This is a genomic window from Pseudomonas sp. CFBP 8770, assembly GCF_014841705.1.
Classification (GTDB): domain Bacteria; phylum Pseudomonadota; class Gammaproteobacteria; order Pseudomonadales; family Pseudomonadaceae; genus Aquipseudomonas.
Genome location: NZ_JACYUL010000007.1, coordinates 73,087 through 97,613, shown reverse-complemented (window position 1 = coordinate 97,613; position 24,527 = coordinate 73,087). Strand labels below are relative to the sequence as shown.

Genomic DNA, 24,527 nt, shown 5'->3' with positions numbered 1-24,527 from the left:
AGCAATAGTGCTGATCACTCATTAGGAAATCTGATGTTCGATTACAAGTTGCTCGCCGCGCTGGCCGCCGTCGTGGAGCAAGCGGGCTTCGAGCGTGCCGCGCAGGTGCTGGGCTTGTCGCAGTCGGCGGTGTCGCAGCGGATCAAGCTGCTCGAAGCGCGGGTGGGTCAGCCCGTGCTGATTCGCGCCACGCCGCCGGCACCCACCGACATCGGCCGGCGCCTGCTCAACCACGTGCAGCAGGTGCGCTTGCTCGAACGTGACCTGCAGGGTCAGGTGCCGGCGCTGGATGAACAGGGCATGCCCGAGCGCCTGCGCATTGCCTTGAACGCCGACAGCCTGGGCACTTGGTGGGCTGGTGCGGTCGCGGATTTCTGCATTCGCGAGCAATTGCTGCTGGACCACGTGGTAGAGGATCAGGACGTTGGGCTCAAGCGCATGCGCGCCGGTGAAGTGGCCGCCTGCCTGTGTGCCAGCGAGAGGCCCCTGGCCGGGGCGCGCAGTCTGTTGCTGGGGGCCATGCGCTATCGTGCGCTGGCCAGCCCCGGCTTCATGGCCCGGCATTTTCCCAACGGCTTCGAGCCGGCTCATCTGCCCCGCACCCCCGCGCTGGTGTTCGGCCCGGACGATTACCTGCAACATCGTTTTCTGGCGTCGCTGGGGCTGGCGGAAGGCTTTCTCCATCACCTGTGCCCGTCGTCGGAAGGGTTCAATCGGTTGGCCAAGGCCGGGATGGGCTGGGGCATGGTTCCCGAGCTGCAGGTCGAGGACGCGCTAGCCGATGGCAGCCTGATCGAGATCGTCACCGGCCATCCGGTGGACGTACCGTTGTACTGGCATCACTGGCGCAACGGCGGGCAACTGCTCGAGCGCCTCACCCGGCATCTGCGCGAGGGCGCGGGAAGCTGGTTGGTGCCGCTGTGAGCCCTGCGTGCGTCTACCGCTAGCGGCCCGGTCGCCCACAGCCAGGGTGCCGGGCAGCGAGTGACCTCGAAGAACGCTGCAGGACCCTCCCGAGGTCGTGCGGCGGTAACACATTGAACGATGCACAGCGGAGCAATTCATGAAGATTCTGGTTACCGGCGCAAGCGGCTTCATCGGCGGACGCTTCACGCGCCTGGCGTTGGAGCAGGGGCTTGAAGTGCGCATCAACGGTCGCCGGGCCGAAGGGGTGGAACATCTGGTACGACGCGGCGCACAGTTCATGCAAGGTGACCTGCTCGACCCCGACCTGGCCAAGCGCCTGTGCATCGGCGTCGACGCCGTGGTCCATTGCGCCGGTGCCGCAGGTACCTGGGGTCGCGCTCAGTTGTTCCAGCAGGCCAATGTCGAGGTCACCGAGAACGTCGTCGAGGCCTGTCTCAAGGAGCACGTGCAGCGTCTGGTGTACCTGTCTTCGGCAGCGGTCTGTTTCGACGGTCGCAGCCACCTGGCAGTCAAGGAAGAGCAGGTGCCGGGACGTCTGCGCGGGCATGCGGCGCGGAGCAAGTGGCTGGCCGAGCGCAAGGTGCTCGGCGCTGCCGAGTTCGGCCTGGAAACCATCGTGCTGCGAGCACACCGGGTGACCGGTGCGGGTGACGGGCAGCAGTTCGCGCGGTTGATCGAGATGCAGCGCAAGAATCGCCTGCGGATCATCGGCGACGGCTTGAACAAGGTCGATTTCACCAGCGTGCAGAACCTCAATCAGGCACTGCTGGGCGCTCTGACGGCGGGCGATACCGCACTCAATCAGGTCTACAACATCAGCAATGGCGTGCCGATTCCGTTATGGGACGTGATCAACTACGTGATGCGCCAGCTGGAGTTGCCCCAGGTGCGTCGCTACCGTGACTTCGGCCTGGCCCACGGCACCGCGGCGGCCTGCGAAGCGGCCTGCCTGCTCTGGCCCGGCCAACCCCGACCACGTTTGTCGCGCCTGGAAGTGCAGGCCTTGCACGAGCACTTCACCCTGGATATCAATCGTGCCCGGCATTATCTGGGCTACGACCCACGCACGTCCTTGTGGGCATCGCTGGATGAATTCTGTGGCTGGTGGCGTGCCCAGGTCACGCCCGGCGGTTGAGCCAATCGCCTGGGTGGTGGGCCAGTACCCGTCGTTGCAAGGGTATACTCGCGGTCCTGGCCATTACCCGTGACACAAAGGTTTCTCACATGCGCAAAGATGCTCCCGACGACTTCGACGACAATCTGCCCAGCTTGCGCGGCGATACCCGCGACGACCACGAGTTTGCCCCTGTGGGCGGCGGGCGCGATCGCGAGGCACTGTACTCGCGCAACACGCCGGTGGTGCGCGTCAAGGCGCCCAGCACGGGTGCGCTGTGGGCACTGATCGGTGCGTTGTTCATCGCCCTGGGCGGCCTGGGCTGGTGGAGTTTCCAGCAGATCAACCTGATGGAGCAGCAATTGGTCGCAACTCAGGAGAGTTTTGCGCGCATCAGCGAAGAAGCGGCGGGGCGTCTGCAGGACATCAGCGGCAAAGTGGCCAATACCCAGTCCACTGCCGTATCGGGTAGCGAAGCGATGCGGGCCGAAATCAAGCAGTTGCAGGACCAGCTGGCGCAGCAGACTCAGCAACAGAGTGGTGTGGCCGGCCAGCAGAGCACTTTGCAGACTCGTCTGGAACAGGCGGCGTCCCAGGTGGCCGCGCAACAGACGCTCAACGAGCAGTTGCAGGCGCAGTTGAAGGCCTTGGCGGCCGAGCTTGTGACGTTGAAGCAGGCGCAGCCGGACACCGGCAAGTTGCAGGCACGTCTGGACAGCGTGGACGGCGAGCTGGCCGCATTGAAGAAGAGCAATCCAGGCGCGCAGCTCGAGCGCCTGGAGCAGGACCTCATCGTGCTCAAGAGCGAGCAGGACAATCGCCCGGCGGCCACCAGCGGGCCGAGCGTCAGCGAGTTCGATGCCTTTCGCGGGCAGGCCACGCGCAGCCTGAACACGCTGCAGAATCAGGTGCAGAACCTGCAGCAGCAGATCAGCCAGCTGCGTCGCTGAACGGCCGGGCACGCCAGGTGGCGGCCCCGGCCTGGCGCTTACATGCGCGGGTAGTCCAGGTAACCGGCAGCGCCCTTGGCGTAGAACGTTTCGGGGTGCGGCTCGTTCAACGGTGCGTCGGCCTGCAGGCGCTCCGGCAGGTCAGGGTTGGCGATGTACGGCACACCGAAGGCCACGGCGTCGGCGATGCCATTGGCCAGGGCGGCGTTGGCCGACGCCTTGTCGAAGCGCTCGTTGACGATGTACGGACCGCCAAACGCATCACGCAATTGCGCGGCCAGGCTGTCCTCGCCTTCCTTCTCGCGGGCACAGATGAACGCGATGCCGCGCTTGCCCAGTTCGCGTGCGACATAGGTGAAGGTTTCGGCACGGTTGGCGTCGCCCATGTCATGCAGGTCGGCACGGGGTGACAGGTGCATGCCAACACGGTCCGCGCCCCAGACGTCGATGGCCGCATCGGTCACTTCCAGCAGCAGCCGTGCACGGTTTTCCAGCGAGCCGCCGTAGGCGTCGGTGCGCTGGTTGGTGCTGCTCTGCACGAACTGGTCGAGCAGATAGCCATTGGCGCCGTGGATTTCCACGCCATCGAAGCCCGCAGCCTTGGCGTTCTCCGCGCCCACTCGATAAGCCTCGACGATGTCGGCGATTTCAGCGGTTTCCAGCGCCCGTGGGGTTTCGAAACCGGTAATCGGACGTACCAGGCTGACGTGGCCGTCGGCCGCGATTGCGCTGGGGGCCACCGGCAACTCGCCGTCCAGGTATTGCGAATGCGAGATGCGGCCTACGTGCCACAGCTGCAGCATGATCCGCCCACCGGCAGCGTGCACGGCCTGGGTGACGTTGGCCCAGCCGCGAACCTGGTCGTTGGACCAGATCCCAGGGGTGTCCGGGTAGCCGACGCCCATGGGCGTCACCGAGGTCGCTTCGCTGATGATCAGCCCGGCGCTGGCACGTTGCACGTAGTAGTCGGCCATCATCTGGTTGGGCACGCGGCCCTCGTCGGCGCGGCAACGGGTCAGCGGTGCCATGATGATGCGGTTCGGCAATTCCAGCGCGCCGAGCTTGATCGGGTCGAAAAGTGTAGTCATGAAGAACAGCCTCTATCAGTGAGTGGCGGGTGCCAGGTCCGGAGTGCGGGTCTGGCGAAAAGTGATCAAGGTGACGATCAGGGCAAGCACGGCCAGTGCGGCGGCGGCCAGCGGCACGCTGGTCAGGCCGAGGCCGCCGGCGATGACGGCGCCGCCGATCCAGGCGCCCAGGGCATTGCCGACGTTGAAGGCGCTGATGTTCAGGGTCGACACCAGGTTGGGCGCCGACTTGCCGAAGGTCACCACGTTGATCTGCAGCGCAGGCACGGCGGCGAATGCCGCAGCGGCCCAGAGGAATAACGTGATTTCGGTTGGGATGACGGCCACTGCGGTCCAGCTCAGCGCGGTGGACACCACGGCCATGGCCGCGAAGACCCCGATCAGGGTGGCGCCCAGGCGTCGATCGGCCAGCTTGCCGCCGATGATGTTGCCCACGGTCAGGCCCAGGCCGATCAGCAGCAGGGTGTAAGTGACCCCCCGCGGGGAAATGCCGGTGACGTCACCCAGCAGCGGCGCGATGTAAGTGAACAGGGTGAACATGGACGCGGCGAACAGCGCCGTCATGCTCAGCGACAGCCAGATCCCGGCGCCCTTGAGGGCTGACAGTTCGGCGACCATGTCCAGCTTGGCTTCGTCGCGATTGCCTGGCAGAAAACGCAGCAGACCGATCAGCGCGACAACGCCGATCAGCGTCACCACCCAGAAGGTCGAACGCCAGCCCGCTGCCTGGCCCAATGCGGTGCCCAGCGGCACGCCGAGCACGTTGGCCAGGGTCAGACCGGTGAACATCAAGGCCACCGCCGAGGCGCGCTTGTTGGGTGCTACCAGCCCGGCCGCCACCACCGAGCCGATGCCGAAAAAGGCACCGTGGGACAGCGCGGTGACCACGCGAGCGAACATCAGCACGTTGTAGTCGCTGGCGATGGCGCAGAGCAGGTTGCCGACGATGAAAATGCCCATCAGCACCACCAGCGCCGCCTTTCGCGGCAGGCGTGCGGTGGCCAGGGCCATGAACGGCGCGCCGATGGCCACGCCCAAGGCGTAGCCGGTGACCAGCCAGCCGGCGCTGGGAATGCTGACGCCGAGGTCGCCCGCCACATCGGGCAGCAGGCCCATGATGACGAACTCGGTGGTGCCGATGGCGAAGGAACTCAGCGCCAGAATCAGCAGGGGTAAGGGCATGGGAAAATCCTTGTCAGAGCTGTGCGCTCATTTGCGCGAGAAACGCCTGGATGACGTCCTCGTTGCGTTTGAAAAAGTGCCACTGGCCAACCTTCTTGCTGCTGATCAGGCCGGCCCGTTGCAGGGTGGCCAGATGCGCCGAGACGGTCGACTGCGAGAGGCCGCAGCGTTGATCGATCTGCCCGGCACAGACGCCGTTTTCGGTGCTGTGGTGCTGATCGGGAAACTGCCCCTGGGGATCCTTGAGCCACGCCAGGATTTCCCTGCGCACGGGGTGGGAGAGGGCTTTTATTATTTCGTCGAGATCGAGGGACATGACGTACTCGGCTTATATCGGGACGGGGCGAAATATATATCTGTATTTCGCGATATACAAATATGAATGTGTGCTAATGCCGGGTCATTCGGCTATATCGGGTTATAACGATACAGCTGCAATGGTGCTAAGCTGCGCGGCATGAACTACCTGGCGCACCTTCATCTCGGCGGTCCTGCACCTGAGCAACTGCTCGGCAGCCTCTATGGCGATTTCGTCAAGGGCCCGCTGGCAGGGCGCTTCAGCGCACCCATGGAGGCCGGCATTCGACTCCATCGGCAGATCGATGCATTTACCGACAGTCACCCGCTTGTGCTGCGCGCCATCGGCCGCTTCCCGGCGCAGCGACGGCGCTATGCAGGGATCATTGTCGATGTGTTCTTCGATCATTGCCTGGCGCTGCACTGGGCGGATTATTCCCGGCAGCCGCTGGCGGCGTTCACCGATCTTGTCTATCAGGCGTTGGCAGCCGAAGCCGAACTGCCGGGGCGGCTGGCGGCCATGGCGCCGCACATGATCGCCGAGGATTGGTTGGGGTCGTACCGGGATTTCCAGATCATCGAGCGGGTGCTGCAGGGGATTTCCCGGCGTTTGTCCAAGCCTGAAGGGCTGGTTGGAGGGTTCGAGGAAGTACAAGCCTTGTACGCGCCGCTGACCGAGGATTTCCGCGCGTTCTATCCGGTGGTGCAGGCGTTCGCGCGGGAGAATCACTGACCGCGCCGACACCTTCGCGGCCACTGACCACTCCCACCACAGGCTGCGGTTTTTTTGTGGGAGCGGTCCGTGGCCGCGAAAGGGTCGACTCAATCTCCCAGACTCACGCCGCCCGCCGCACCTGCTCAACCTCCCCGAACAATGCGAACCGCACTGCCTCCTGAGCCTCGTAGGCCAGCGCCGCGCGTTCCTTGCCCAGGCTGGCGATCGGCGCCAGCACCTGAATCAACACCTGCCCGCGAGGCTGAGCAAAAATGCGCAGCAAGTGCGACAACAGATCATCATCGCCCACAAACGGCGCGATCGGATCCAGCTCGCCATCACGCTGATAGCGGATCGCAATCGGCTGCACCGGCACGCCGGCGTCTATGGCGCTGGACATCAGCCGCCCATGGAACGTACGCAGGCTGTGGCCATCGGTAGTCGTGCCCTCGGGGAAGATCATCAGGTCCAGATCGTTGCGCAGGTGCTGGGTCATCTGCCGCCGGATCAACTGGCTGTCGCCCGCGCCGCGGCGGATGAACAAGGTGCCGGCCTTGAGCGCCAGCCAGCCGGCCACCGGCCAGGTGCGCACCTCGGCCTTGGACAGGAACGAAAGCGGCGCCAGCATGCCGAGCAAGGGGATGTCGGTCCAGGAAACATGGTTGCCGACCCACAGCATGGGCTTGCGCGGCAACTCGCCCTGCACGGTCACCTCGAACGGCAGCGCGTTGCTCAGGCGCACCATGAACCAGCGCGACCAACGCTGGCGACGGCCCATGCAGTCGGGCACGCGCAGCCGCTCCAGCAGGCTGAACATCGCCGCCAGCGCCAGGCCCAGGCCGATCACCCAGAGCAGTCGCAGGATGCGCGCGTACACGCGCCAGCGCGGCATCACACGGCCGCCTTGAAGTGGCGGGCGTAGCGCGGGCAGAGATCGTCGCGCTTGAGCAGGATGAATACGTCGGCAACCTGGAAATCCGGGTCCCAGCACGGCTCGCCGCAGATCTTCGCCCCCAGGCGCATGTAGGCCTTCAGCAACGGCGGCAGTTCGGCGATCACGTTGCCTGGAATGTCCAGGCTGGGCAGCGGCATCTTTGGTTCGGCGCGCAGGTGTTCGGTGCACAGGTAGCGCTCGCGCAGGCGCTGCATGATTGCCTGGGCCTGAATGCCGCCGTCCTGCATCGGAATGCTTGCACAGCCCATCAGGTAGTCGTAGCCACCCTCGTTGAGCACTTCTGCCAGTTCGCCCCAGAGCACTGCGATGGTGCCGCCGTTGCGGTAGGCGGGGGCCACGCAGGTGCGCCCGATTTCCAGGATCGAGCCTTGCAGGTGGCGCAAGCCGTGCAGGCTGAACTCTTCTTCGCTGTAGAAGCGCCCCAGCCGGTCGGCGGCGCGGTGGTCGAGCAGGCGTGAGGTTGCTACCAGTCGCCCGGTGGCCAGGTCGCGAACCCCGATGTGCTGGCAATGGGCATCGTAGTCGTCGACGTCCAGACCCTGTTCGGCGCTCTTGAGTTTGGCGTTGAGCTCTGTGCTGAACACGGCGAAGCGCAGGGCCTGGGCCTCGTGCAGAGCTTGCGGGCCGACAAGTCGTTCGGCGTGCAGACGGCGTTCGGTACGGGTGTCGCCAGAGCGTGCGATCTGAGTCATTGCAAGTCTCCAAAAGCCGGCCGGTGAGTGCGGCAGGTCGATTTTGCTAGGCATGGCCAGCCTAGGAAGACCCGGTGTCATCACCATGAAGCTTTGGTGATGCTTGCGTGACAGCCCTCGGCTGCCACATGCCGCACAACTCTTGCAGCGAACGGCTGTCATACCCGCACTGCACACTCGCTCCAACCTCGATCACGAGCCTTCTCCGCATGCCGCGTCTGCTTATCCTGTCGATTTCCCTGCTGTGCGCGTTACCGGTGTGGGCGCAGAATTGGCCGTTCGAGCACTGGAGCCTGGCACCGGCGCCGGCGTCGCCGGCCATTGCCGCGCTGGAGCAGTACGCTTTCGTCGCCCGCGATGATGCCGTGCGCCAAGGCGTGCGCACCGATGCGCTGGTGGTGGTCCGCGACGGCGAGATTGTCTACGAGCGCTACGCCGGCCCCGGTGCTGCCGACCGCGTGCATGCCACCTGGTCGATCAGCAAGAGCCTGCTGGCCACGGTAATGGGCGTGGCCTATGGCGAAGGGCGTTTTGCCCTGCAGGATGCTGCCGCCGACTATTTCCAGCCCCTTGCCCAGCACCGCGACATCCGCGTGCAGGACCTGTTTCACTGGGCGTCGGGGCTGGACTGGCAGGAAGGCTACGAATACGCGCCGCTCAACTCTTCGGTGGTGGCGATGCTCTACACCCGTGGTCAGCGCGACATGGCCAGCTATGCCGCCAGTCACGGGCATGCCTACCCGCCCGGCGAACACTTTCGCTACTCCAGTGGCGACAGCAATCTGCTCGCCGCAGCGCTGCGCAACATGGTCGGTCTGCACGAATACCCGGACTATCCCTGGCAGGCCTTGTTCACCCCTCTGGGCATCGACCAGGCGGTGTGGGAAACCGATGCCAGCGGCACATTCGTCGCCTCGTCCTATGCCTACCTGACCGCGCGCGATCTGGCCCGCGTGGGCCTGCTGATGCAGCGCGATGGCCAATGGCGTGGCCGCCAATTGCTGCCACAGGCGTGGGTGGCTTTCAACCGCACGCCGTTCGCCCCGAGTCAGGACGTTGCAGGAGAACCCGCTGCGGGTGCTCACTGGTGGCTCAACAGCAATATGGCCTGGCCCCATGCACCGCGCAGCACGATGGCAGCGCTGGGGCACTGGGGGCAGGCCCTCTACGTGCTGCCCGAGCAACGCCTGGTGGTGGTGCGCTATGCCGACGATCGCGATGGCAGCTTCAGCCATGATGCGCTGTTGCAGCGGATCGTGGCCGCTTTCGCCGCACCAGGTGGCCAATGAGCACCGGCAAGCGAGCCTGGGCGGCGCTCGGCCTGCTGCTCTCGCTGGCAGCGGCCACCTGGCTGTGGCACGAACGCACGCAGTTGCTGGCCTTTCCCGACATTCTCAGCGCCTTTTCGGCAAAGGAATACTGTTCGTGCCGCTATGTGCTGCAAAACAGTGCCGACTACTGTCAGAGCTACATCAAGCAGTATCTGCCGCTCAGCAGCCTGAGCGAAGACGCTGGCCAGCGGCGGGTTCTGGCCAGCGGCCTGGGGCGCAGCAATACGGCGGCCTGGGTCGGGCCCCGGCAAGGCTGCCGGTTGATTCCAGGAAACGACGGATGAACCGACCTGAACCCCGGCTGCCTGCGCCCGCCACCGGCCTCTTCATCCACTTGGTTACAGGACTGCCCATGCGCGAATTGAACGGCTTGCAAGCGACCTCATCTGTCATGCAGGGGCGCTGACATGGGCGGGCCGGTGTTTCCATGGCGCGAGAGCAGCGAATTCGAGTTGCTGATCGACGGGCCGCAGTTCTTCCCGCGCATGCTCGAACGCATCGGCCAGGCCGAGCACGCGATCGATCTGGAACTGTACCTGGTGGAGGCCGGCGCCTGTGCCCAGGCCGTGGTCCAGGCGCTGCACGCGGCCGCCGCACGGGGCGTGCATGTGCGCTGCCTGTTCGACCACTACGGCTCGCTGGCCTTCACCGCAGAACTGCGCGCGCAGTTGACCGACGTCGGGATGGAACTGCGTTTCTACAACCCGATCAGTTGGCGCCGAGGCGTGCGCAACCTCTACCGCGACCACCGCAAACTGTTGCTGGTGGACCAGCAATGGGCGATGGTCGGCGGCACTGGCGTTACCGATGAGTTCTGGCAGCCGAATGAAAGTGTCAGCGAATGGCATGAAGTGATGGTGGCCATGACCGGCACCTTGGTCGCCGACTGGCAGATGCTGTTCGACCGCCAATGGCGCGCCAACCTCAGGCGCACCGCGTGGCGTCCGCCGACCCACTTTGGCCTGGCACGCGTACCGCCCATGCCCGACGGCGGCCAGGGGCTGGGTCGGGTTGCCTACGCCGATGCCCGGCAACATCGAGACATCCTGCAGTCACTGGTGCGCGCGCTGAACAGCGGGCAGCGTCGCATCTGGCTGGCGACACCGTATTTTCTGCCCACCTGGAAAGTGCGTCGCTCGCTGCGCCGTGCCGCCAGTCGCGGCATCGACGTCAGGCTGTTGCTCACCGGCCCGCGCACCGACCACCCATCGGTGCGGTACGCCGGGCACAACTATTACCCGAAGTTGCTCAAGGCGGGGGTCAAGATCTACGAGTACCAGCCCTGTTTCCTGCACTTGAAAATGGTCTTGATCGACGACTGGGTCAGCGTCGGCTCGTGCAACTTCGACCATTGGAACCTGCGCTTCAATCTGGAGGCCAACCTCGAAGCGCTGGACCCCAGCCTGACCGAGGCGGTGCAGCGCAGCTTCATCACCGACTTCGCCGCCAGCCACGAAGTCAGTCTGGCCGACTGGCGCCGTCGACCGTTCTGGGGGCGGGTCCAGCAACGCATTTTCGGCTGGATGGATCGCCTGAGCGTGGCGGTGTTTCGGCGCCGGGGCTGACGCTGCCCGACAACCGTGGCCTCATCCGGGGCAGGGCTCTACACTGTCGCGCAACTGCGCACAGGACACCTCAGTGACTTCCAGCATTTTCTGGTACGACTACGAAACCACCGGTATCAATCCGCGCTGCGATCGGCCCTTGCAGGTCGCCGGCATCCGCACCGATGCAGACCTCAACGAGATCGCGGCGCCGGTCAACCTGTACTGCCAGCCCAGTGACGACATTCTGCCGCATCCGGCCGCCTGCATGATCACCGGCATCACTCCGGAGCGCCTGGCCGATCGCGGCCTGAGCGAGGCCGATTTCATGACCCGGGTCCACGCCCAACTGGCGATGCCCGGTACCTGCGGGGCCGGCTACAACAGCTTGCGCTTCGATGATGAAATGACCCGCTACAGCCTCTATCGCAACTTCTTCGACCCTTACGGTCGCGAGTGGCAAGGTGGCAACAGTCGTTGGGACTTGATTGACGTGGTCCGCGCTGCCTATGCGCTGCGCCCCGAGGGCATCCACTGGCCGCAGGTGGACGGACGGGCGAGCATGCGCCTGGAGCTGCTCACGGCCGCCAACGGCATCGACCATGGCCAGGCGCATGACGCTTTGTCCGACGTTCGTGCCACCATTGCCCTGGCACGCTTGATCCGTCAGCGCCAACCCCGGCTCTACGACTGGCTGTTCCAACTGCGTGGCAAACAACGGGTGCAGGAAAACATCCAGTTATTGCAGCCCCTGGTACATGTTTCCGGGCAATTCGGCGCAGCGCGACGCTATGCCGCAGTGGTGTTGCCACTGGCTTGGCATCCGAAGAATCGCAATGCTTTGATTGTCTATGACCTGGCTCACGATCCGCAGCCGTTGATCGAACAAAGTATCGAAATATTGCAAGAGCGTCTCTACAAACGCCGGCAGGATCTCCCTGAAGGCGAGGCACCATTGCCTTTGAAACTTCTGCACATCAATCGCTGCCCGGTAATAGCCCCGCTCGGCGTATTGCGTGAGGAGGATTGGCAACGCCTGAATCTCGACAAGCCGCTCTATCAAGCTCGGGCAATGCGCTTGTGCGATGCTCAACCGCAATGGCAATACAAATTGCCGCCGTTGTATCAAACGCAAGCGTTTTCCGAGAGTGTCGATCCAGAACAACAGTTGTACGACGGGTTCATCGGTGACCGTGACCGGTTATTGTGCGAACGGATTCGTACATTGGATCCAGAACAGTTGGCCACTGCGCAATGGATATTCGATGACGAGCGACTGCCTGAACTGTTGTTTCGCTACAGGGCGCGCAACTTTCCGCATACCCTGAATCCTCTTGAAACACAGCGTTGGTTGCAATTCTGTCAACAGCGCTTGAGTGATCCACAATTGGGGGCGCCCAATACTTTGCAAGGCTTCAATGCCGCGCTGGCCGAATGCATGGCCAAGGCCGACCCGCTGCAGACCCAGGTTTTGCGTCACTGGCAGGCGTACGCACAGGCACTGGCGGTGCGCCTGGGCCTGATGCCGACTTGAGCTGAAATCGCGGGAATGAAAAACGCCAGTCGCAGGACTGGCGTTGTTTTATCTACAGGCTGTGATTTACAGGCTGCGATGCAAACGATGTAACGATCAGCCGAGGAAACTGGCCCAGCTCTCGACCACATCACCACCCCATTTGGCTTTCCATTCTTTCAGGGTCTTGTGGTTGCCGCCCTTGGTTTCGATGACTTCACCGTTGTGCGGGTTCTTGTATTGTTTGACCTTGCGCGCGCGCTTGGTACCGGTAACTTTGCCAGTGGTGGGGCGCGGTGCCTTGTTCAACTTGGCTTCCGGATCCAGCAGGGCAATGATGTCGCGCAGCGATTTCTGGTATTCGCCCATCAGGGTGCGCAGTTTGCCTTCGAATTCCAGTTCGGTCTGCAGTTTGTCGTCTTCGGACAGGTTCTTCAAGCGTGCCTGGAGCTCTTTGATGGCTTCTTCGGTCGCGCGATATTCGTTGATCAGGGACATGGTCATACCTCGGTAATGCAAGTGTCAGTGGAAACAGTGTCGTGATAATAAGCATCCCCCGAGGCCAAGTAAACATTTAACGCAAACACTGCTTCGCTGCCGGCGTTGCCTGCAACATTCAGGTGAATGATTTTTCATGTCATTACCGGCGAGATCTATTTAATACCTGTGAACGCATCGACATTACGCTGGCGGTTCGCCGCGTGAAGCACGGCGGGTTTGCGCCAGGCTTGAAAGGCTGCAATCAATACTGCAGGTTTGCCCGTCAGCCGCTAGAATGGCGCCCTTTGCGAAGTTTCTGGAGTTTGAATACATGCGCACTTTTCGGCTGGTGACCGCTTGCCCGGACCGCGTTGGCATCGTTGCCAAAGTCAGCCATTTCCTGGCGTCCCACAATGGCTGGATCACCGAATCGAACCACCACTCCGATGACCAGAACGGTTGGTTCTTCATGCGCCACGAAATTCGTGCCGACACCCTGCCGTTCGACATCGACGCCTTCCGCGAAGCCTTCGCGCCCATCGCCGAAGAGTTCGGCATGGAATGGCGGGTCACCGACACCGCACAGAAGAAGCGCGTGGTGCTCATGGCCAGCCGCGAATCCCACTGCCTGGCCGACCTGCTGCACCGCTGGCACAGCAACGAGCTGGACTGCGACATCGCCTGCGTGGTGTCCAACCACGACGACCTGCGCAGCATGGTCGAATGGCACGGCATTCCCTACTACCACGTGCCGGTCGACCCTCAGAACAAGCAGCCGGCGTTCGCCGAAGTCTCGCGCCTGGTCGATCAGCACCAGGCCGACGTCGTGGTGCTCGCGCGCTACATGCAGATTCTGCCGCCGCAGTTGTGTCAGGCCTATGCCGGCAAGATCATCAATATCCATCACAGCTTCCTGCCGTCTTTCGTCGGCGCCAAGCCTTATCACCAGGCCTCGCTGCGCGGCGTGAAGCTGATCGGTGCCACCTGTCACTATGTCACCGAAGAGCTGGACGCCGGCCCGATCATCGAGCAGGACGTGGTACGCGTAAGCCACAGCGACAGCATCGACGACATGGTGCGCTTCGGTCGCGATGTCGAGAAAATGGTCCTGGCCCGTGGCCTGCGCTATCACCTGGAAGACCGCGTGATGGTGCACGGCAACAAGACCGTGGTCTTCAGCTGAGCATGGACGAGCCGCGCGACAAGGCCAGTGCCAAGCCGTTGCCGGTGATCGGTGCGGGCTGTGCGAGCCGCTACGATCCCGAGGCGCTGAGCGAGGAGCACGGCACCGATTTTCCGGGTGCCGAGGCGTTGTGGGCGCAGCAGTTGCGGGAACGGCAGCAGGCCGAGCCTGCCAGCGATGTCGACACGCCCGCCGGGGTCAAGCCTGGCGGGCCCGCAGCAGCTTGTTGAGCAAGGGCTTGCCCAGCAGCGCGACGAATACCGGGCCGCCGGCGATCAGGTAGAAGTAGTAGGTGACCAGCCGCCAGATCAGAATTGCGGCGGCAGCGGTCGACTTGCCGACCATGGGCGCCAGCAGGGCAGCCGAGGCCAGCTCGGCGGCGCCCGCACCGCCGGGCAACAGGCTGAACTGGCCGGCGCTCAGGGCCAGCATCTGGATCAGGAAGCTCCACGCCCAGTCCACCTCGCTGCCCAGCCCCTGCAAAGTGAAATACAGCACGCTGTAGCGCAGCGTCCAGTGCACGCAGGTCAAGGCGAACACTTGGGCAAGCACGCGGCGGGGCAGGCGGAAGTTGTCGGCGAAGGCGTCGAGGAAATGCAGCAGCTTGCGCGCCAAGCGCCGCCGCGTGGCGGGCTTGATGCGCAGCAGTCGCAGGAACCGTCCGTTGATCTTGATCACCGGGCGGTGATAGCGCGCCAGTACCGCGCATGCTATCAACGCGCCCGTCATCAGAATCCCGCTGGCCAGCAGCATGCTTTCCAGTGCCTGGCTGAGGTTGTGAAACAGCGCGTAGACCAGAATGCAAAGCAGGGCGAAGAAGAAGAACATCAGGTCGTTGAGCTGGTCCATGGCGAACACGGCACTGGTCTTGGCCGCGCCGATGCCCTGGCGTCCCAGCAAGGCCAGCAGGGTCAGCGGTGCGCCGCTGCCGCCTGGGGTCGCGCAATAGGCGAACTCTGCCGCCATCACTACCGCAACCGTCTTCAGCCGACCGATGCGTGCTGCCTGCTCTGCCAGCAGCAAGCGCAGGCGCATGGCATTCACCACCCAGCCGACGCAGATCATGCCGAACATGCCCAGCAGCAGGAGCAGCGAGAACCCGCGCAGACGCTGGAGCATTTCGCTGCCGCCCATGAGCACGGGAATCAGCACGGCTACGACGATGATCAGAACCAGCCACAGCATTCGACTCATGGTTGGCGAGTCGTCGCGAGGTTCGGTGGAGGGGAAAGGCGAGTGCGCTGCATAGAAGAGTCCGTGTGGGCCGGCGTCGGGCCGTCGTGGGCGAGATGATAGCCGCGTCGGCGCGATTCGTCAGCGACTTGGATTCACCCAGGATTTTTTCCTGCACACCGGCCGGTTTGGCATTACGCTGGGTCAGGCTTCATTGAATAACAGCAGAGGTGCAACATGACGGATGCCCGACACGTATTGTTCGGTGCTGACCTGAGCGGCGAGCCAGTGGGTCTGGACCTGCGTCTGGCCAACCGCCACGGTTTGATCGCCGGTGCCACCGGCACCGGCAAGACGGTCACCCTGCAGCGCCTGGCGGAGGCATTCAGCGAGGCCGGGGTGGCGGTCTTTGCTGCCGATATCAAGGGTGATCTGTGCGGCCTCGGCGCCAGTGGCAATCCGCAGGGCAAGATCGCCGAGCGGATTGCGCAGATGCCATGGCTGGATTACCGCGCACAGGCCTGTCCGGTCACCCTCTGGGACATCCATGGGCAATCCGGCCATCCGTTGCGCACCACGCTGAGCGAAATGGGACCGCTGCTGCTGGGCAGCTTGCTGGAACTCACCGACAGCCAACAGTCCGCGCTGTACGCCGCCTTCAAGGTGGCCGACCGCGAAGGCTTGCTGCTGCTCGACCTCAAGGATCTCAAGGCGCTGCTCAATCACCTTCGGGACAACCCGGAGCTGCTGGGTGACGACAGCGCGCTGATGACCACGGGCTCGAGCCAGGCCCTGTTGCGCCGCCTTGCCACGCTGGAACAGCAGGGCGCCGAAGCGCTGTTCGGTGAGCCGGCGTTGCGCCTGGAAGACATTCTGCACCCCGACGCCGACGGCCGTGGTCGCATCCATTTGCTCGACGCCAGCCGCCTGGTGCACGAGGCGCCGAAAGTCTACGCCACGTTCCTGCTGTGGCTGCTGGCCGAGCTGTTCGAGCAGTTGCCCGAGCGCGGCGATGCCGACAAGCCGTTGCTGGCGCTGTTTTTCGACGAAGCCCATTTGTTGTTCAACGGCACACCCAAAGCCCTGCAAGATCGCCTGGAGCAAGTGGTGCGACTGATCCGCTCCAAGGGCGTCGGCGTGTACTTCGTCACCCAGTCCCCCAGTGACCTGCCCGATGCGGTACTGGCCCAGCTCGGCCTGCGTATCCAGCACTGTCTGCGGGCGTTCACCGCTCGCGAGCAGAAAGCGCTCAAGGCGGTTGCCGAAGGTTTCCGCCCCAACCCCGAGTTCGACACCCTGGCGGTGCTCACCGAGTTGGGCACCGGCGAGGCCTTGGTCGGAACGCTGGAGGAGAAAGGCACCCCGGCGATGGTCCGGCGTGTCTCGATCGCGCCGCCGCAGTCGCGTATCGGCCCGCTGACGGACACCGAGCGTGCCGCCGTGGTCCGCGGCTCTGCACTGGCCGGGCGCTACGATCAGCCAGTGGATCGCGAGTCCGCCTATGAACTGCTGACCGCGCGCAAACTGGCGCCCGCCGCCGACCCCGCACAACCGTCCGCGCCAAGCCTGGCCGACAAGGCCGGTGAGTTTCTCAGTGGCGCTGCGGGGCAGGCATTGAAGTCGGCGATGCGCCAGGCGGCCAACCAGTTCGGTCGCCAGTTGGTCCGCGGCTTGATGGGGTCTTTGCTCGGCGGCAGCAAGCGCAAGTAGCGTTCAGTGTTTTCCCACCCATGCAAAAAGGCGCCCGCGGGCGCCTTTTCTGCAACTGTCGCTCAGTACCTAGCCGACCAGTTGACTCGCCAACCAGAACAGCCCGGCCGCCAGGCCCATTGAGGCGGGCAGGGTCAACACCCATGCCAGCATGATCGTGCGGACCGTGCCACCTTGCAGCCCACTCTTGTTGGCTACCATGGTGCCAGCCACGCCTGAAGACAGAATGTGCGTGGTCGACACGGGAAGGCTGAACACGTTGGCCGCGCCGATGGCGCAAGCGGTTACGATCTGCGCCGACATGCCCTGGGCGTAGGTCATGCCCTGCTTGCCGATTTTCTCGCCGATGGTCAGAACCACGCGTTTCCAGCCGACCATGGTGCCGGTGCCCAAGGCCAGGGCTACGGCCAGGATGACCCAGAACGGCGAGTACTCGGTGGTCGCGGTGAGGTCCTTGCGCAGCTTTTCGAGGTCGGATTTCTCACGCGGCTCCAGTGCTGGCAGCTTGCCAACCTTTTTCGCCGTGTCATCCAGGCAGAGCAGGTAGCGACGCACTTCGATGCGACGCTCTGCCGCCAGCGAATGGTAGTCAGCAACACCTTCGAGCGTGCTCAGCAGCGCTGCGATGGTAGGTTCGGTCTGCTGCGGATTGCAGCTGAATTTCTCCGGCAGATCGCCTTGCTGAGCCTTGCCCAACGCCAGGAACTCACCCAGGGTGGCCTGGTTGCGCTGGTAGAACTGGCTCAGGTGCTGGGTAGCGTCGCGGGTCCGCTCGATCTGGTAGGTAGTCGCGTTCAGGTCCAGCACGAACTGTTGCGGGACGATACCGATCAATACCAGCATGATCAGGCCGATGCCCTTTTGGCCATCGTTGGAGCCGTGCACGAAACTCACGGCCATGGCCGACAATACCAGTACCAGCCGATTCCAGAACGGCGGATGCTTCTTGTCGTCCAGCTTGCGGCGCTGCTCCGGAGTCTTGTGCATCTTGGACGCCGGACGCCACCATTTCAGGCCGATCAGCACCAGGGCCGCGGCCACGAACCCGGCGATGGGCGAGAACACCAGCGAAGCGCCGATGTCGATTGCCTTCTGCCAGTTCACGCCATCGCCCAGGGGGATGTCGTTGATCAAGGCATTGGCCAGGCCCACGCCCAGGATCGAGCCGATCAGGGTGTGCGAGCTCGAGGCCGGAATGCCGAAATACCAGGTGCCCAGGTTCCAGGTAATGGCCGCGGCCAGCAGCGAGAACACCATGGCCAGGCCATGTCCGGTGTTGACGTTGATCAGCAACTCCACCGGCAGCAGGTGGACGATCGCGTAAGCCACGCCGACGCCGCCCAGCAGCACGCCGAGGAAGTTGAAGATACCCGACAGGAACACGGCCAGATGCGGCGGCATCGCTTTGGTGTAGATGACTGTGGCCACCGCGTTGGCGGTGTCATGAAAGCCGTTGATGAATTCGAAGGTGAGAACAAACGCCAGCGCTAAGAACAGGCTGACCAACACCCACGCATCCAGTGCGCTGAATAATTCGATCATGAAGGTTTTGTGACCGGGCCATTGAGGGGGCGCGATTATGCCAGAAATCGGCGCGTTATGACCCCCCAGGCGCTGACCGGTGGGTCCGCTTTTCCAGTGCACGGCAGGCAGTGGCAGAGGCTGACGCCTTTGCAGCAGGTACCTCAGCCCCGAAAATTCGGGCTATCACTCAAGGGCAGGGTCCTGCACATTGCCTGGAATCATTCAAACGGGCGTATGAAATCTGTCGTCGAATGACGCATTTTTGAAGGCAATTGACGTGGCCTGGCGTGTACGGCGCATCGGGCCACGTCAGTGTCAGGCGTTCTGCTGCTGCAGGTCTTTTTCGATCTTCTGGATCTCTTCCTGAAACGCCAGGTCGACAATACTGGCGCGTTTGCGCCAAGGCTTGCGTTCGGGTTCCGGCTGAGCGGCGTAGGTGGTGATCTCGCCGCCGTAGACTTCCTTGTAACGTTGTTCCTGGCGCTCCAGTTGCGCGCGCAGTTCGTCTTTCGTCACATTCATTACTCTGATAATTGGAAAGTTGAAACCCGCGGATAGGGCTTCATAAGCGACATGCCGGTCGGCGACCGCATTGTAGCGGCTCGCGGCGTCAACGGGACACGTAGGCCTGTCATCGAATGTGTATAGCATCACTCGACACACAGTGAGAAAGCGTAAACAGCGATAAGTTTCAGAACTGCCCACGAAGCGCCCGTGCCGCAGGTTTGCGATTATCGCCCGGTGGTTCGATAATCGCCCTCGATCGGTTCCGAAGAATCCAGAGGGCAGTACGATGAACGAACATACTCCACCGGCAGGCTCGACAGCGCCTCAGCGAAATGCGTTCAGCTCCCTGGCTCCGCCGATCGTCGCATCGCCGGCCAAGCGCATCCAGGCGTTCACCGGCGATCCCGACTTCATGACCTCGCTGGCCCGCGGGCTGGCAGTCGTGCAAGCGTTCCAGGAGCGCAAGCGACACTTGACCATTGCGCAGATCAGCCACCGCACCGAAATTCCGCGCGCCGCTGTAAGGCGCTGCCTGCATACGCTGATCAAGTTGGGCTACGCCACCACCGATGGGCGCACCTACTCGCTGCTGCCCAAGGTCCTGACCCTGGGGCATGCCTACCTGTCATCGACGCCCCTGGCGGTGTCGGCACAACCGTATCTGGATCGCATGAGCGAGCAGTTGCACGAAGCCTGCAACATGGCCACCCTCGAAGGCGACGACATCCTCTACATCGCGCGCTCGGCCACGACCCAACGGCTGATCTCAGTGGACCTGTCGGTGGGCGGCCGGCTGCCGGCGTATTGCACCTCCATGGGCCGCATATTGCTCGCCGCGCTCGACGACGCCTCTTTGCACGAATACCTGCAGCACACCGACCTTGCACCCAAGACCAGCCGCACCTTGACCAGCAAGGTGACCCTGCTCGAATGCCTGGAGCGGGTCCGCCAGCAGGGGTGGTGCATCGTCGATCAGGAGCTGGAGCAGGGCCTGCGTTCGATTGCCGTGCCGGTGTACGACGCGTCTGGGCAGGTGCTGGCCGCGCTCAACGTCAGCACCCACGCCGGGCGGGTGACACGGGCGGAACTGGAGCAACGCTTCCTGCCGATCATGCTGGCTGCCAGCCGCGACTTGAGTGCGCAACTGTTCGCTTGAACGGTCGTGGCCAGCGCGGGCATTGCAGTGTGCGGTGACCGCACACATCTGCAGGTGCGCGATTGACCGGGCCAGGGCGCGCTGACTAATGTCCATCGCATCGACTGCTCAGGCATGTGTCGATGTGCCCGTCTTTCCCGAATAACTACAATGACAAGAACAATAATGAACAGACCTGCCAACGCTGCAGGGGTGTGCCTGGATGTGCAGACCCTGATCAACGACCGACCGCTGTCGCGCTACCAATGGCGTGTGGTCATCCTGTGTTTCCTGATCGTCTTTCTGGATGGCCTGGACACCGCCGCCATGGGCTTCATCGCGCCGGCGCTGTCGCAGGAGTGGGGCATCGACCGGGCCAGCCTGGGGCCGGTGATGAGCGCCGCGCTGATTGGCATGGTGTTCGGCGCGCTGGGCTCCGGGCCTTTGGCCGACCGCTTCGGGCGCAAGCTGGTGCTGGTTGGGGCGGTGCTGGTGTTTGGCGGGTTCAGCCTGGCATCGGCCTACAGCAGCAACGTCGATCAACTGCTGATCCTGCGCTTTCTCACCGGCTTGGGGCTGGGCGCGGGTATGCCCAACGCCACAACGCTGTTGTCCGAATACACCCCTGAACGGTTTCGCTCGCTGCTGGTGACCAGCATGTTCTGCGGTTTCAACCTTGGCATGGCCGGAGGCGGGTTCATGTCCGCCAAGCTGATTCCTGCCTTCGGCTGGCACAGCCTGCTGTTGCTCGGCGGTGTGCTGCCGCTGCTGCTGGCAGTGGTGCTGATGGTCTGGCTGCCCGAGTCGGCGCGGTATCTGGTGGTACGCAACAAAAGCGTGGAAAAAATCCGGCGCACCCTTGCACCGATCGACCCGGACCAAGTGGCGCGGGCCGAGCGTTTCAGCGTGCCTGAACAGAAAACCGTCAAGGCGAGCAACGTACTGGCGGTGATCTTTTCGGGCACCTACCGTGCCGGCACCTTGCTGCTGTGGCTGACTTACTTCATGGGTCTGGTGATCGTCTATCTGTTGACCAGCTGGCTGCCGACGCTGATGCGCGACAGCGGCGCGAGCCTCGAGCAGGCTGCCTTCATCGGCGCGCTGTTCCAGTTCGGCGGCGTACTGAGTGCCGTGGGCGTGGGCTGGGCGATGGACCGTTTCAACCCGCACAAGGTCATCGCCACGTTCTACCTGCTGGCTGGCGTATTCGCCTACGCGGTGGGGCAAAGCCTGGGCAACATTACAGTGCTGGCGACGCTGGTGCTGATCGCCGGGATGTGCGTCAACGGTGCGCAGTCGGCGATGCCGTCACTGGCCGCGCGGTTCTACCCGACGCAGGGGCGCGCTACCGGTGTGTCGTGGATGCTGGGCATCGGCCGTTTCGGCGCGATCCTGGGCGCCTGGATGGGCGCGACACTGCTTGGCCTGGGCTGGGATTTCGAACAGGTGCTGACTGCGCTGGTCGTCCCTGCCGTGCTGGCCACCGTGGCCTTGTTGATCAAGAGTCGGGTCAGCCACGCCGACGCTACCTGAAGCACGCCGCTGTATTGTTCGATTATCGAACGAATAGTCGATAATCGGATTGTTCGTGAGAGGCTGGCGTCCTAACCTGTACGCCAGCTTCATTCAAACAAGATGGCTCACAGTATCGAGGAGTCCTGCCCACATGGCTGCAATCCTGTCGCTTACCGATGCGGTGAAGCAATTCGTCAACGATGGCGACACCATCGCGCTCGAAGGCTTCACCCACCTGATTCCAACCGCTGCAGGTCACGAGATCATTCGTCAAGGCAAGAAAGACCTGACGCTGGTCCGCATGACCCCCGACCTGATCTACGATCAGTTGATCGGCGCCGGTTGCGCTCGCAAGTTGATCTTTTCGTGGGGTGGCAACCCCGGTGTCGGTTCGCTGCATCGGCTGCGCGATGCCGTCGAGAAGCAGTGGCCGCAAGCGCTGGAGATCGAAGAACACAGCCATGCCGACCTTGCCAATGCCTATGTGGCGGGTGCCTCGGGTCTGCCATTCGCGGTCTTGCGGGCCTACGCCGGTTCCGATCTGCCCAAGGTCAACCCGCTGATCAAGACGGTGACCTGCCCCTTCACCGGCGAAGTGCTGGCAGCGGTGCCGTCGGTGCGCCCCGATGTCACCGTGATCCATGCGCAGAAAGCCGACCGCAAGGGCAACGTACTGCTGTGGGGCATCCTCGGCGTGCAGAAGGAGGCCGCCTTGGCCGCCGAGCGCTGCATCGTCACGGTGGAAGAAATCGTCGACGACCTGCAGGCCCCCATGAACGCCTGCGTACTGCCGACCTGGGCACTGACTGCGGTCTGCCACGTACCGGGTGGGGCACATCCGTCCTACGCCCATGGCTACACCGAGCGCGACAACGTGTTCTACCAAGCCTGGGACCCCATTGCGCGAGACCGGCAGACGTTTACCGCCTGGATCGACACCTACATCCGCGGCACCCAGGACTTCAGCGAATACCGGGCCAAACTGGCCAGCGCAGCGCAGGTGACCCCATGACTTATTCCACCAATGAAATGATGACCGTCGCCGCCGCGCGGCGCCTGCGCAACGGCGCGGTCTGCTTCGTCGGCATCGGCTTGCCGTCCAAGGCCGCCAACCTGGCGCGCCTGACGTCCTCGCCCGACGTGGTGCTGATCTACGAATCCGGCCCGATTGGCGCGAAACCCACCGTGCTGCCCTTGTCCATCGGCGATGGCGAGCTGGCAGAAACCGCCGACACCGTTGTGCCCACCGGTGAAATCTTTCGCTACTGGCTGCAGGGTGGGCGTATCGATGTCGGCTTCCTCGGCGCCGCCCAGGTCGACCGTTTCGGCAACATCAACACCACGGTGGTGGGCGACTACCACCAGCCCAAGGTGCGCCTGCCAGGCGCTGGCGGCGCGCCTGAAATCGCCGGCTCGGCCAAGAGCGTGCTGATCATCCTCAAGCAGTCGAACCGCAGCTTCGTCGAAAAACTCGATTTCGTCACCTCGGTGGGCCACGGTGACGGCGGCGACTCTCGCAAGCGCCTGGGCCTGCCGGGGCAAGGCCCGGTCGGGATCATCACCGACCTGTGCATCATGGAACCGGAAGCCGGCACCAACGAATTCGTGGTCACCTCCATTCACCCCGGCGTGACCCGCGAGCAGATCAGCGCGGCCACTGGCTGGCCGATCCGCTTCGCCGACGACGTGCAGACCACGGCCGAACCCGACGCCACCGAACTGGACGCCCTGCGCGCGTTGGAGGCCCGCACCGCGGCCGCCCACGGCCAGGCACCGGGAGAAGCATGATGCGCGACGTATTCATTTGCGATGCTGTGCGTACACCGATTGGTCGCTTCGGCGGCAGCCTGGCCAACGTTCGCGCCGACGACCTTGCCGCCATACCGATCAAGGCGTTGCTCGAGCGCAACCCGACGGTGAATTGGGCGCAGGTCGACGAAGTGTTCATGGGCTGCGCCAACCAGGCCGGCGAAGACAACCGTAACGTGGCGCGCATGGCACTGCTGCTGGCCGGTCTGCCCGAGGGCGTACCCGGCGTGACCCTCAATCGGTTGTGCGCCTCGGGCATGGATGCGGTGGGTACTGCGTTTCGGGCCATTGCCAGTGGCGAGATGGAGCTGGCGATTGCCGGTGGTGTTGAATCGATGTCACGCGCACCCTTCGTCATGGGCAAGGCCGATGCCGGGTTCTCCCGCAACATGAAGCTGGAAGACACCACCATCGGTTGGCGCTTCATCAACCCGCTGATGAAGGCCCAATACGGCGTCGATGCGATGCCGCAGACCGCCGACAACGTGGCCGACGATTACCGGGTTTCCCGTGAGGACCAGGACGCGTTCGCCGTGCGCAGCCAGCAGCGCACCGCTGCCGCCCAGGCGGAGGGCTTCTTCGCCGAGGAGATCGTGCCGGTGCGCATTCCCGGCAAGAAGGGCGAAACCGTGGTCGAGCAGGACGAGCATCCACGTGCCGATACCACCCTGGAAACCCTGGCCAGGCTCAAGCCGGTCAACGGCGCCGACAAGAGCGTGACCGCAGGCAATGCTTCGGGTGTCAACGACGGCGCCGCCGCCATGATTCTCGCCAGTGCCGAGGCAGTGCAAAAGCATGGCCTGACGGCGCGTGGCCGGGTGCTGGGCATGGCCAGTGCCGGGGTGGCGCCACGGGTGATGGGCGTCGGTCCGGTACCGGCGGTGCGCAAGCTGCTGGAACGCCTGAACCTGGCGGTCGAGGACTTCGACGTGATCGAGCTCAACGAGGCGTTCGCCAGCCAGGGCCTGGCCGTGCTGCGCGAGCTGGGGCTGGCGGACGACGCTGCGCAGGTCAATCCCAATGGCGGGGCGATTGCCTTGGGGCACCCACTGGGCATGAGCGGGGCGCGGCTGGTGTTGACCGCACTGCATCAGTTGGAAAAAAGTGGCGGCAAGCGCGGGCTGGCGACGATGTGTGTGGGGGTAGGGCAGGGTCTGGCGTTGGCGATCGAGCGGGTTTGAGG

General features: G+C 63.8%; 25 protein-coding genes. 16 read left to right on the top strand and 9 right to left on the bottom strand.

Features of this window, described 5'->3' with window-relative positions; genetic code table 11:
• The first annotated feature begins 33 nt into the window (after positions 1 to 33).
• The 3 genes from IFT98_RS16590 (at position 34) to IFT98_RS16580 (ending at position 2,991) form a co-directional block, all read left to right on the top strand.
• Positions 34 to 924, top strand: a complete 891-nt coding sequence (locus IFT98_RS16590) for a LysR family transcriptional regulator ArgP (RefSeq protein WP_192050713.1) — start codon at positions 34 to 36, stop codon at positions 922 to 924.
• Between the two features lie 139 nt (positions 925 to 1,063).
• Positions 1,064 to 2,062: an NAD-dependent epimerase/dehydratase family protein gene (locus IFT98_RS16585; RefSeq protein ID WP_192050715.1), complete on the top strand. Its 999-nt coding sequence runs from the start codon at positions 1,064 to 1,066 to the stop codon at positions 2,060 to 2,062.
• 89 nt (positions 2,063 to 2,151) lie between these two features.
• A complete protein-coding gene (locus tag IFT98_RS16580) occupies positions 2,152 to 2,991 on the top strand; it encodes an ATPase (protein ID WP_192050717.1) in 840 nt (279 codons plus the stop codon).
• Positions 2,992 to 3,029: 38 nt separating this feature from the next.
• On the opposite strand, the gene IFT98_RS16575 is transcribed toward IFT98_RS16580, so the two are convergent.
• From IFT98_RS16575 to IFT98_RS16565, 3 genes are read right to left on the bottom strand one after another with little or no spacing between them, the layout of a single operon-like run.
• The gene (locus IFT98_RS16575; RefSeq protein ID WP_192050719.1) at positions 3,030 to 4,079 is read right to left on the bottom strand and encodes an alkene reductase; all 1,050 of its coding nucleotides are present in this window, start codon (positions 4,077 to 4,079) and stop codon (positions 3,030 to 3,032) included.
• Between the two features lie 15 nt (positions 4,080 to 4,094).
• Positions 4,095 to 5,261, bottom strand: coding sequence for an MFS transporter (locus tag IFT98_RS16570; RefSeq protein WP_192050720.1), 1,167 nt, complete (start codon positions 5,259 to 5,261; stop codon positions 4,095 to 4,097).
• 13 nt (positions 5,262 to 5,274) lie between these two features.
• The gene (locus IFT98_RS16565; RefSeq protein WP_043186925.1) at positions 5,275 to 5,577 is read right to left on the bottom strand and encodes an ArsR/SmtB family transcription factor; all 303 of its coding nucleotides are present in this window, start codon (positions 5,575 to 5,577) and stop codon (positions 5,275 to 5,277) included.
• Positions 5,578 to 5,718: 141 nt separating this feature from the next.
• Between IFT98_RS16565 and IFT98_RS16560 the strand changes: the two genes are divergently transcribed.
• Positions 5,719 to 6,291 carry an acyl carrier protein phosphodiesterase gene (locus IFT98_RS16560; protein WP_192050722.1) on the top strand — a complete coding sequence of 191 codons (573 nt, stop codon included), beginning with the start codon at positions 5,719 to 5,721 and terminating at the stop codon, positions 6,289 to 6,291.
• 103 nt (positions 6,292 to 6,394) lie between these two features.
• Here IFT98_RS16560 and IFT98_RS16555 read toward each other — a convergent pair whose 3' ends face one another.
• Together IFT98_RS16555 and olsB are read right to left on the bottom strand one after the other, a co-directional pair.
• The gene (locus IFT98_RS16555) at positions 6,395 to 7,165 is read right to left on the bottom strand and encodes a lysophospholipid acyltransferase family protein (protein WP_192050724.1); all 771 of its coding nucleotides are present in this window, start codon (positions 7,163 to 7,165) and stop codon (positions 6,395 to 6,397) included.
• Entirely contained in the window at positions 7,165 to 7,920 is a 756-nt protein-coding gene (olsB, locus tag IFT98_RS16550) for an L-ornithine N(alpha)-acyltransferase (protein ID WP_192050726.1), read from the bottom strand. Before olsB ends, IFT98_RS16555 begins: the two co-directional genes overlap by 1 nt.
• Before the next feature lie 209 nt (positions 7,921 to 8,129).
• On the opposite strand from olsB, the gene IFT98_RS16545 reads away from it, so the two are divergent.
• The 4 genes from IFT98_RS16545 (at position 8,130) to sbcB (ending at position 12,329) form a co-directional block, all read left to right on the top strand.
• Positions 8,130 to 9,209 (top strand): serine hydrolase domain-containing protein, encoded by a 1,080-nt coding sequence (locus IFT98_RS16545; RefSeq protein WP_192050728.1) that lies wholly within the window; start codon positions 8,130 to 8,132, stop codon positions 9,207 to 9,209.
• Entirely contained in the window at positions 9,206 to 9,535 is a 330-nt protein-coding gene (locus IFT98_RS16540) for an amidase (protein ID WP_192050730.1), read from the top strand. Before IFT98_RS16545 ends, IFT98_RS16540 begins: the two co-directional genes overlap by 4 nt.
• A 123-nt stretch (positions 9,536 to 9,658) precedes the next feature.
• The gene (locus IFT98_RS16535) at positions 9,659 to 10,816 is read left to right on the top strand and encodes a phospholipase D-like domain-containing protein (RefSeq protein ID WP_192050731.1); all 1,158 of its coding nucleotides are present in this window, start codon (positions 9,659 to 9,661) and stop codon (positions 10,814 to 10,816) included.
• Positions 10,817 to 10,889: 73 nt separating this feature from the next.
• Positions 10,890 to 12,329 (top strand): exodeoxyribonuclease I, encoded by a 1,440-nt coding sequence (gene sbcB, locus IFT98_RS16530; protein ID WP_192050733.1) that lies wholly within the window; start codon positions 10,890 to 10,892, stop codon positions 12,327 to 12,329.
• A 96-nt stretch (positions 12,330 to 12,425) separates the two neighbouring features.
• On the opposite strand, the gene mvaT is transcribed toward sbcB, so the two are convergent.
• Complete coding sequence (mvaT, locus tag IFT98_RS16525; RefSeq protein WP_122713621.1) at positions 12,426 to 12,806, bottom strand: histone-like nucleoid-structuring protein MvaT; 381 nt, start codon at positions 12,804 to 12,806, stop codon at positions 12,426 to 12,428.
• Positions 12,807 to 13,119: 313 nt separating this feature from the next.
• On the opposite strand from mvaT, the gene purU reads away from it, so the two are divergent.
• Positions 13,120 to 13,971, top strand: coding sequence for a formyltetrahydrofolate deformylase (gene purU / locus IFT98_RS16520; protein ID WP_192050735.1), 852 nt, complete (start codon positions 13,120 to 13,122; stop codon positions 13,969 to 13,971).
• Positions 13,972 to 13,973: 2 nt separating this feature from the next.
• Positions 13,974 to 14,201, top strand: a complete 228-nt coding sequence (locus IFT98_RS16515; RefSeq protein ID WP_192050737.1) for a hypothetical protein — start codon at positions 13,974 to 13,976, stop codon at positions 14,199 to 14,201.
• On the opposite strand, the gene IFT98_RS16510 is transcribed toward IFT98_RS16515, so the two are convergent.
• Positions 14,170 to 15,165: a lysylphosphatidylglycerol synthase transmembrane domain-containing protein gene (locus IFT98_RS16510; RefSeq protein WP_192050738.1), complete on the bottom strand. Its 996-nt coding sequence runs from the start codon at positions 15,163 to 15,165 to the stop codon at positions 14,170 to 14,172. The genes IFT98_RS16515 and IFT98_RS16510 overlap by 32 nt on opposite strands.
• Positions 15,166 to 15,381: 216 nt before the next feature.
• On the opposite strand from IFT98_RS16510, the gene IFT98_RS16505 reads away from it, so the two are divergent.
• Positions 15,382 to 16,854 (top strand): helicase HerA-like domain-containing protein, encoded by a 1,473-nt coding sequence (locus tag IFT98_RS16505; RefSeq protein WP_192050740.1) that lies wholly within the window; start codon positions 15,382 to 15,384, stop codon positions 16,852 to 16,854.
• Positions 16,855 to 16,923: 69 nt separating this feature from the next.
• Here the strand turns inward: IFT98_RS16505 and IFT98_RS16500 are convergent, their stop codons facing one another.
• Together IFT98_RS16500 and IFT98_RS16495 are read right to left on the bottom strand one after the other, a co-directional pair.
• Positions 16,924 to 18,396, bottom strand: a complete 1,473-nt coding sequence (locus IFT98_RS16500) for an inorganic phosphate transporter (RefSeq protein WP_122713372.1) — start codon at positions 18,394 to 18,396, stop codon at positions 16,924 to 16,926.
• Between the two features lie 297 nt (positions 18,397 to 18,693).
• Positions 18,694 to 18,894: a hypothetical protein gene (locus tag IFT98_RS16495; RefSeq protein WP_122713371.1), complete on the bottom strand. Its 201-nt coding sequence runs from the start codon at positions 18,892 to 18,894 to the stop codon at positions 18,694 to 18,696.
• Positions 18,895 to 19,171: 277 nt separating this feature from the next.
• On the opposite strand from IFT98_RS16495, the gene pcaR reads away from it, so the two are divergent.
• The 5 genes from pcaR to pcaF all read left to right on the top strand — a co-directional run bounded on the left by pcaR (position 19,172) and on the right by pcaF (position 24,525).
• Complete coding sequence (pcaR, locus tag IFT98_RS16490; RefSeq protein ID WP_192050742.1) at positions 19,172 to 20,041, top strand: pca regulon transcriptional regulator PcaR; 870 nt, start codon at positions 19,172 to 19,174, stop codon at positions 20,039 to 20,041.
• A gap of 165 nt (positions 20,042 to 20,206) precedes the next feature.
• A complete protein-coding gene (locus IFT98_RS16485; RefSeq protein WP_192050744.1) occupies positions 20,207 to 21,553 on the top strand; it encodes an MFS transporter in 1,347 nt (448 codons plus the stop codon).
• Between the two features lie 133 nt (positions 21,554 to 21,686).
• Positions 21,687 to 22,547, top strand: coding sequence for a CoA transferase subunit A (locus tag IFT98_RS16480; RefSeq protein ID WP_192050745.1), 861 nt, complete (start codon positions 21,687 to 21,689; stop codon positions 22,545 to 22,547).
• Entirely contained in the window at positions 22,544 to 23,323 is a 780-nt protein-coding gene (locus tag IFT98_RS16475; RefSeq protein ID WP_192050747.1) for a CoA-transferase subunit beta, read from the top strand. The genes IFT98_RS16480 and IFT98_RS16475 overlap by 4 nt, the downstream gene beginning before the upstream one ends.
• A complete protein-coding gene (gene pcaF / locus IFT98_RS16470) occupies positions 23,320 to 24,525 on the top strand; it encodes a 3-oxoadipyl-CoA thiolase (RefSeq protein ID WP_192050748.1) in 1,206 nt (401 codons plus the stop codon). Before IFT98_RS16475 ends, pcaF begins: the two co-directional genes overlap by 4 nt.
• Positions 24,526 to 24,527 lie beyond the last annotated feature (2 nt).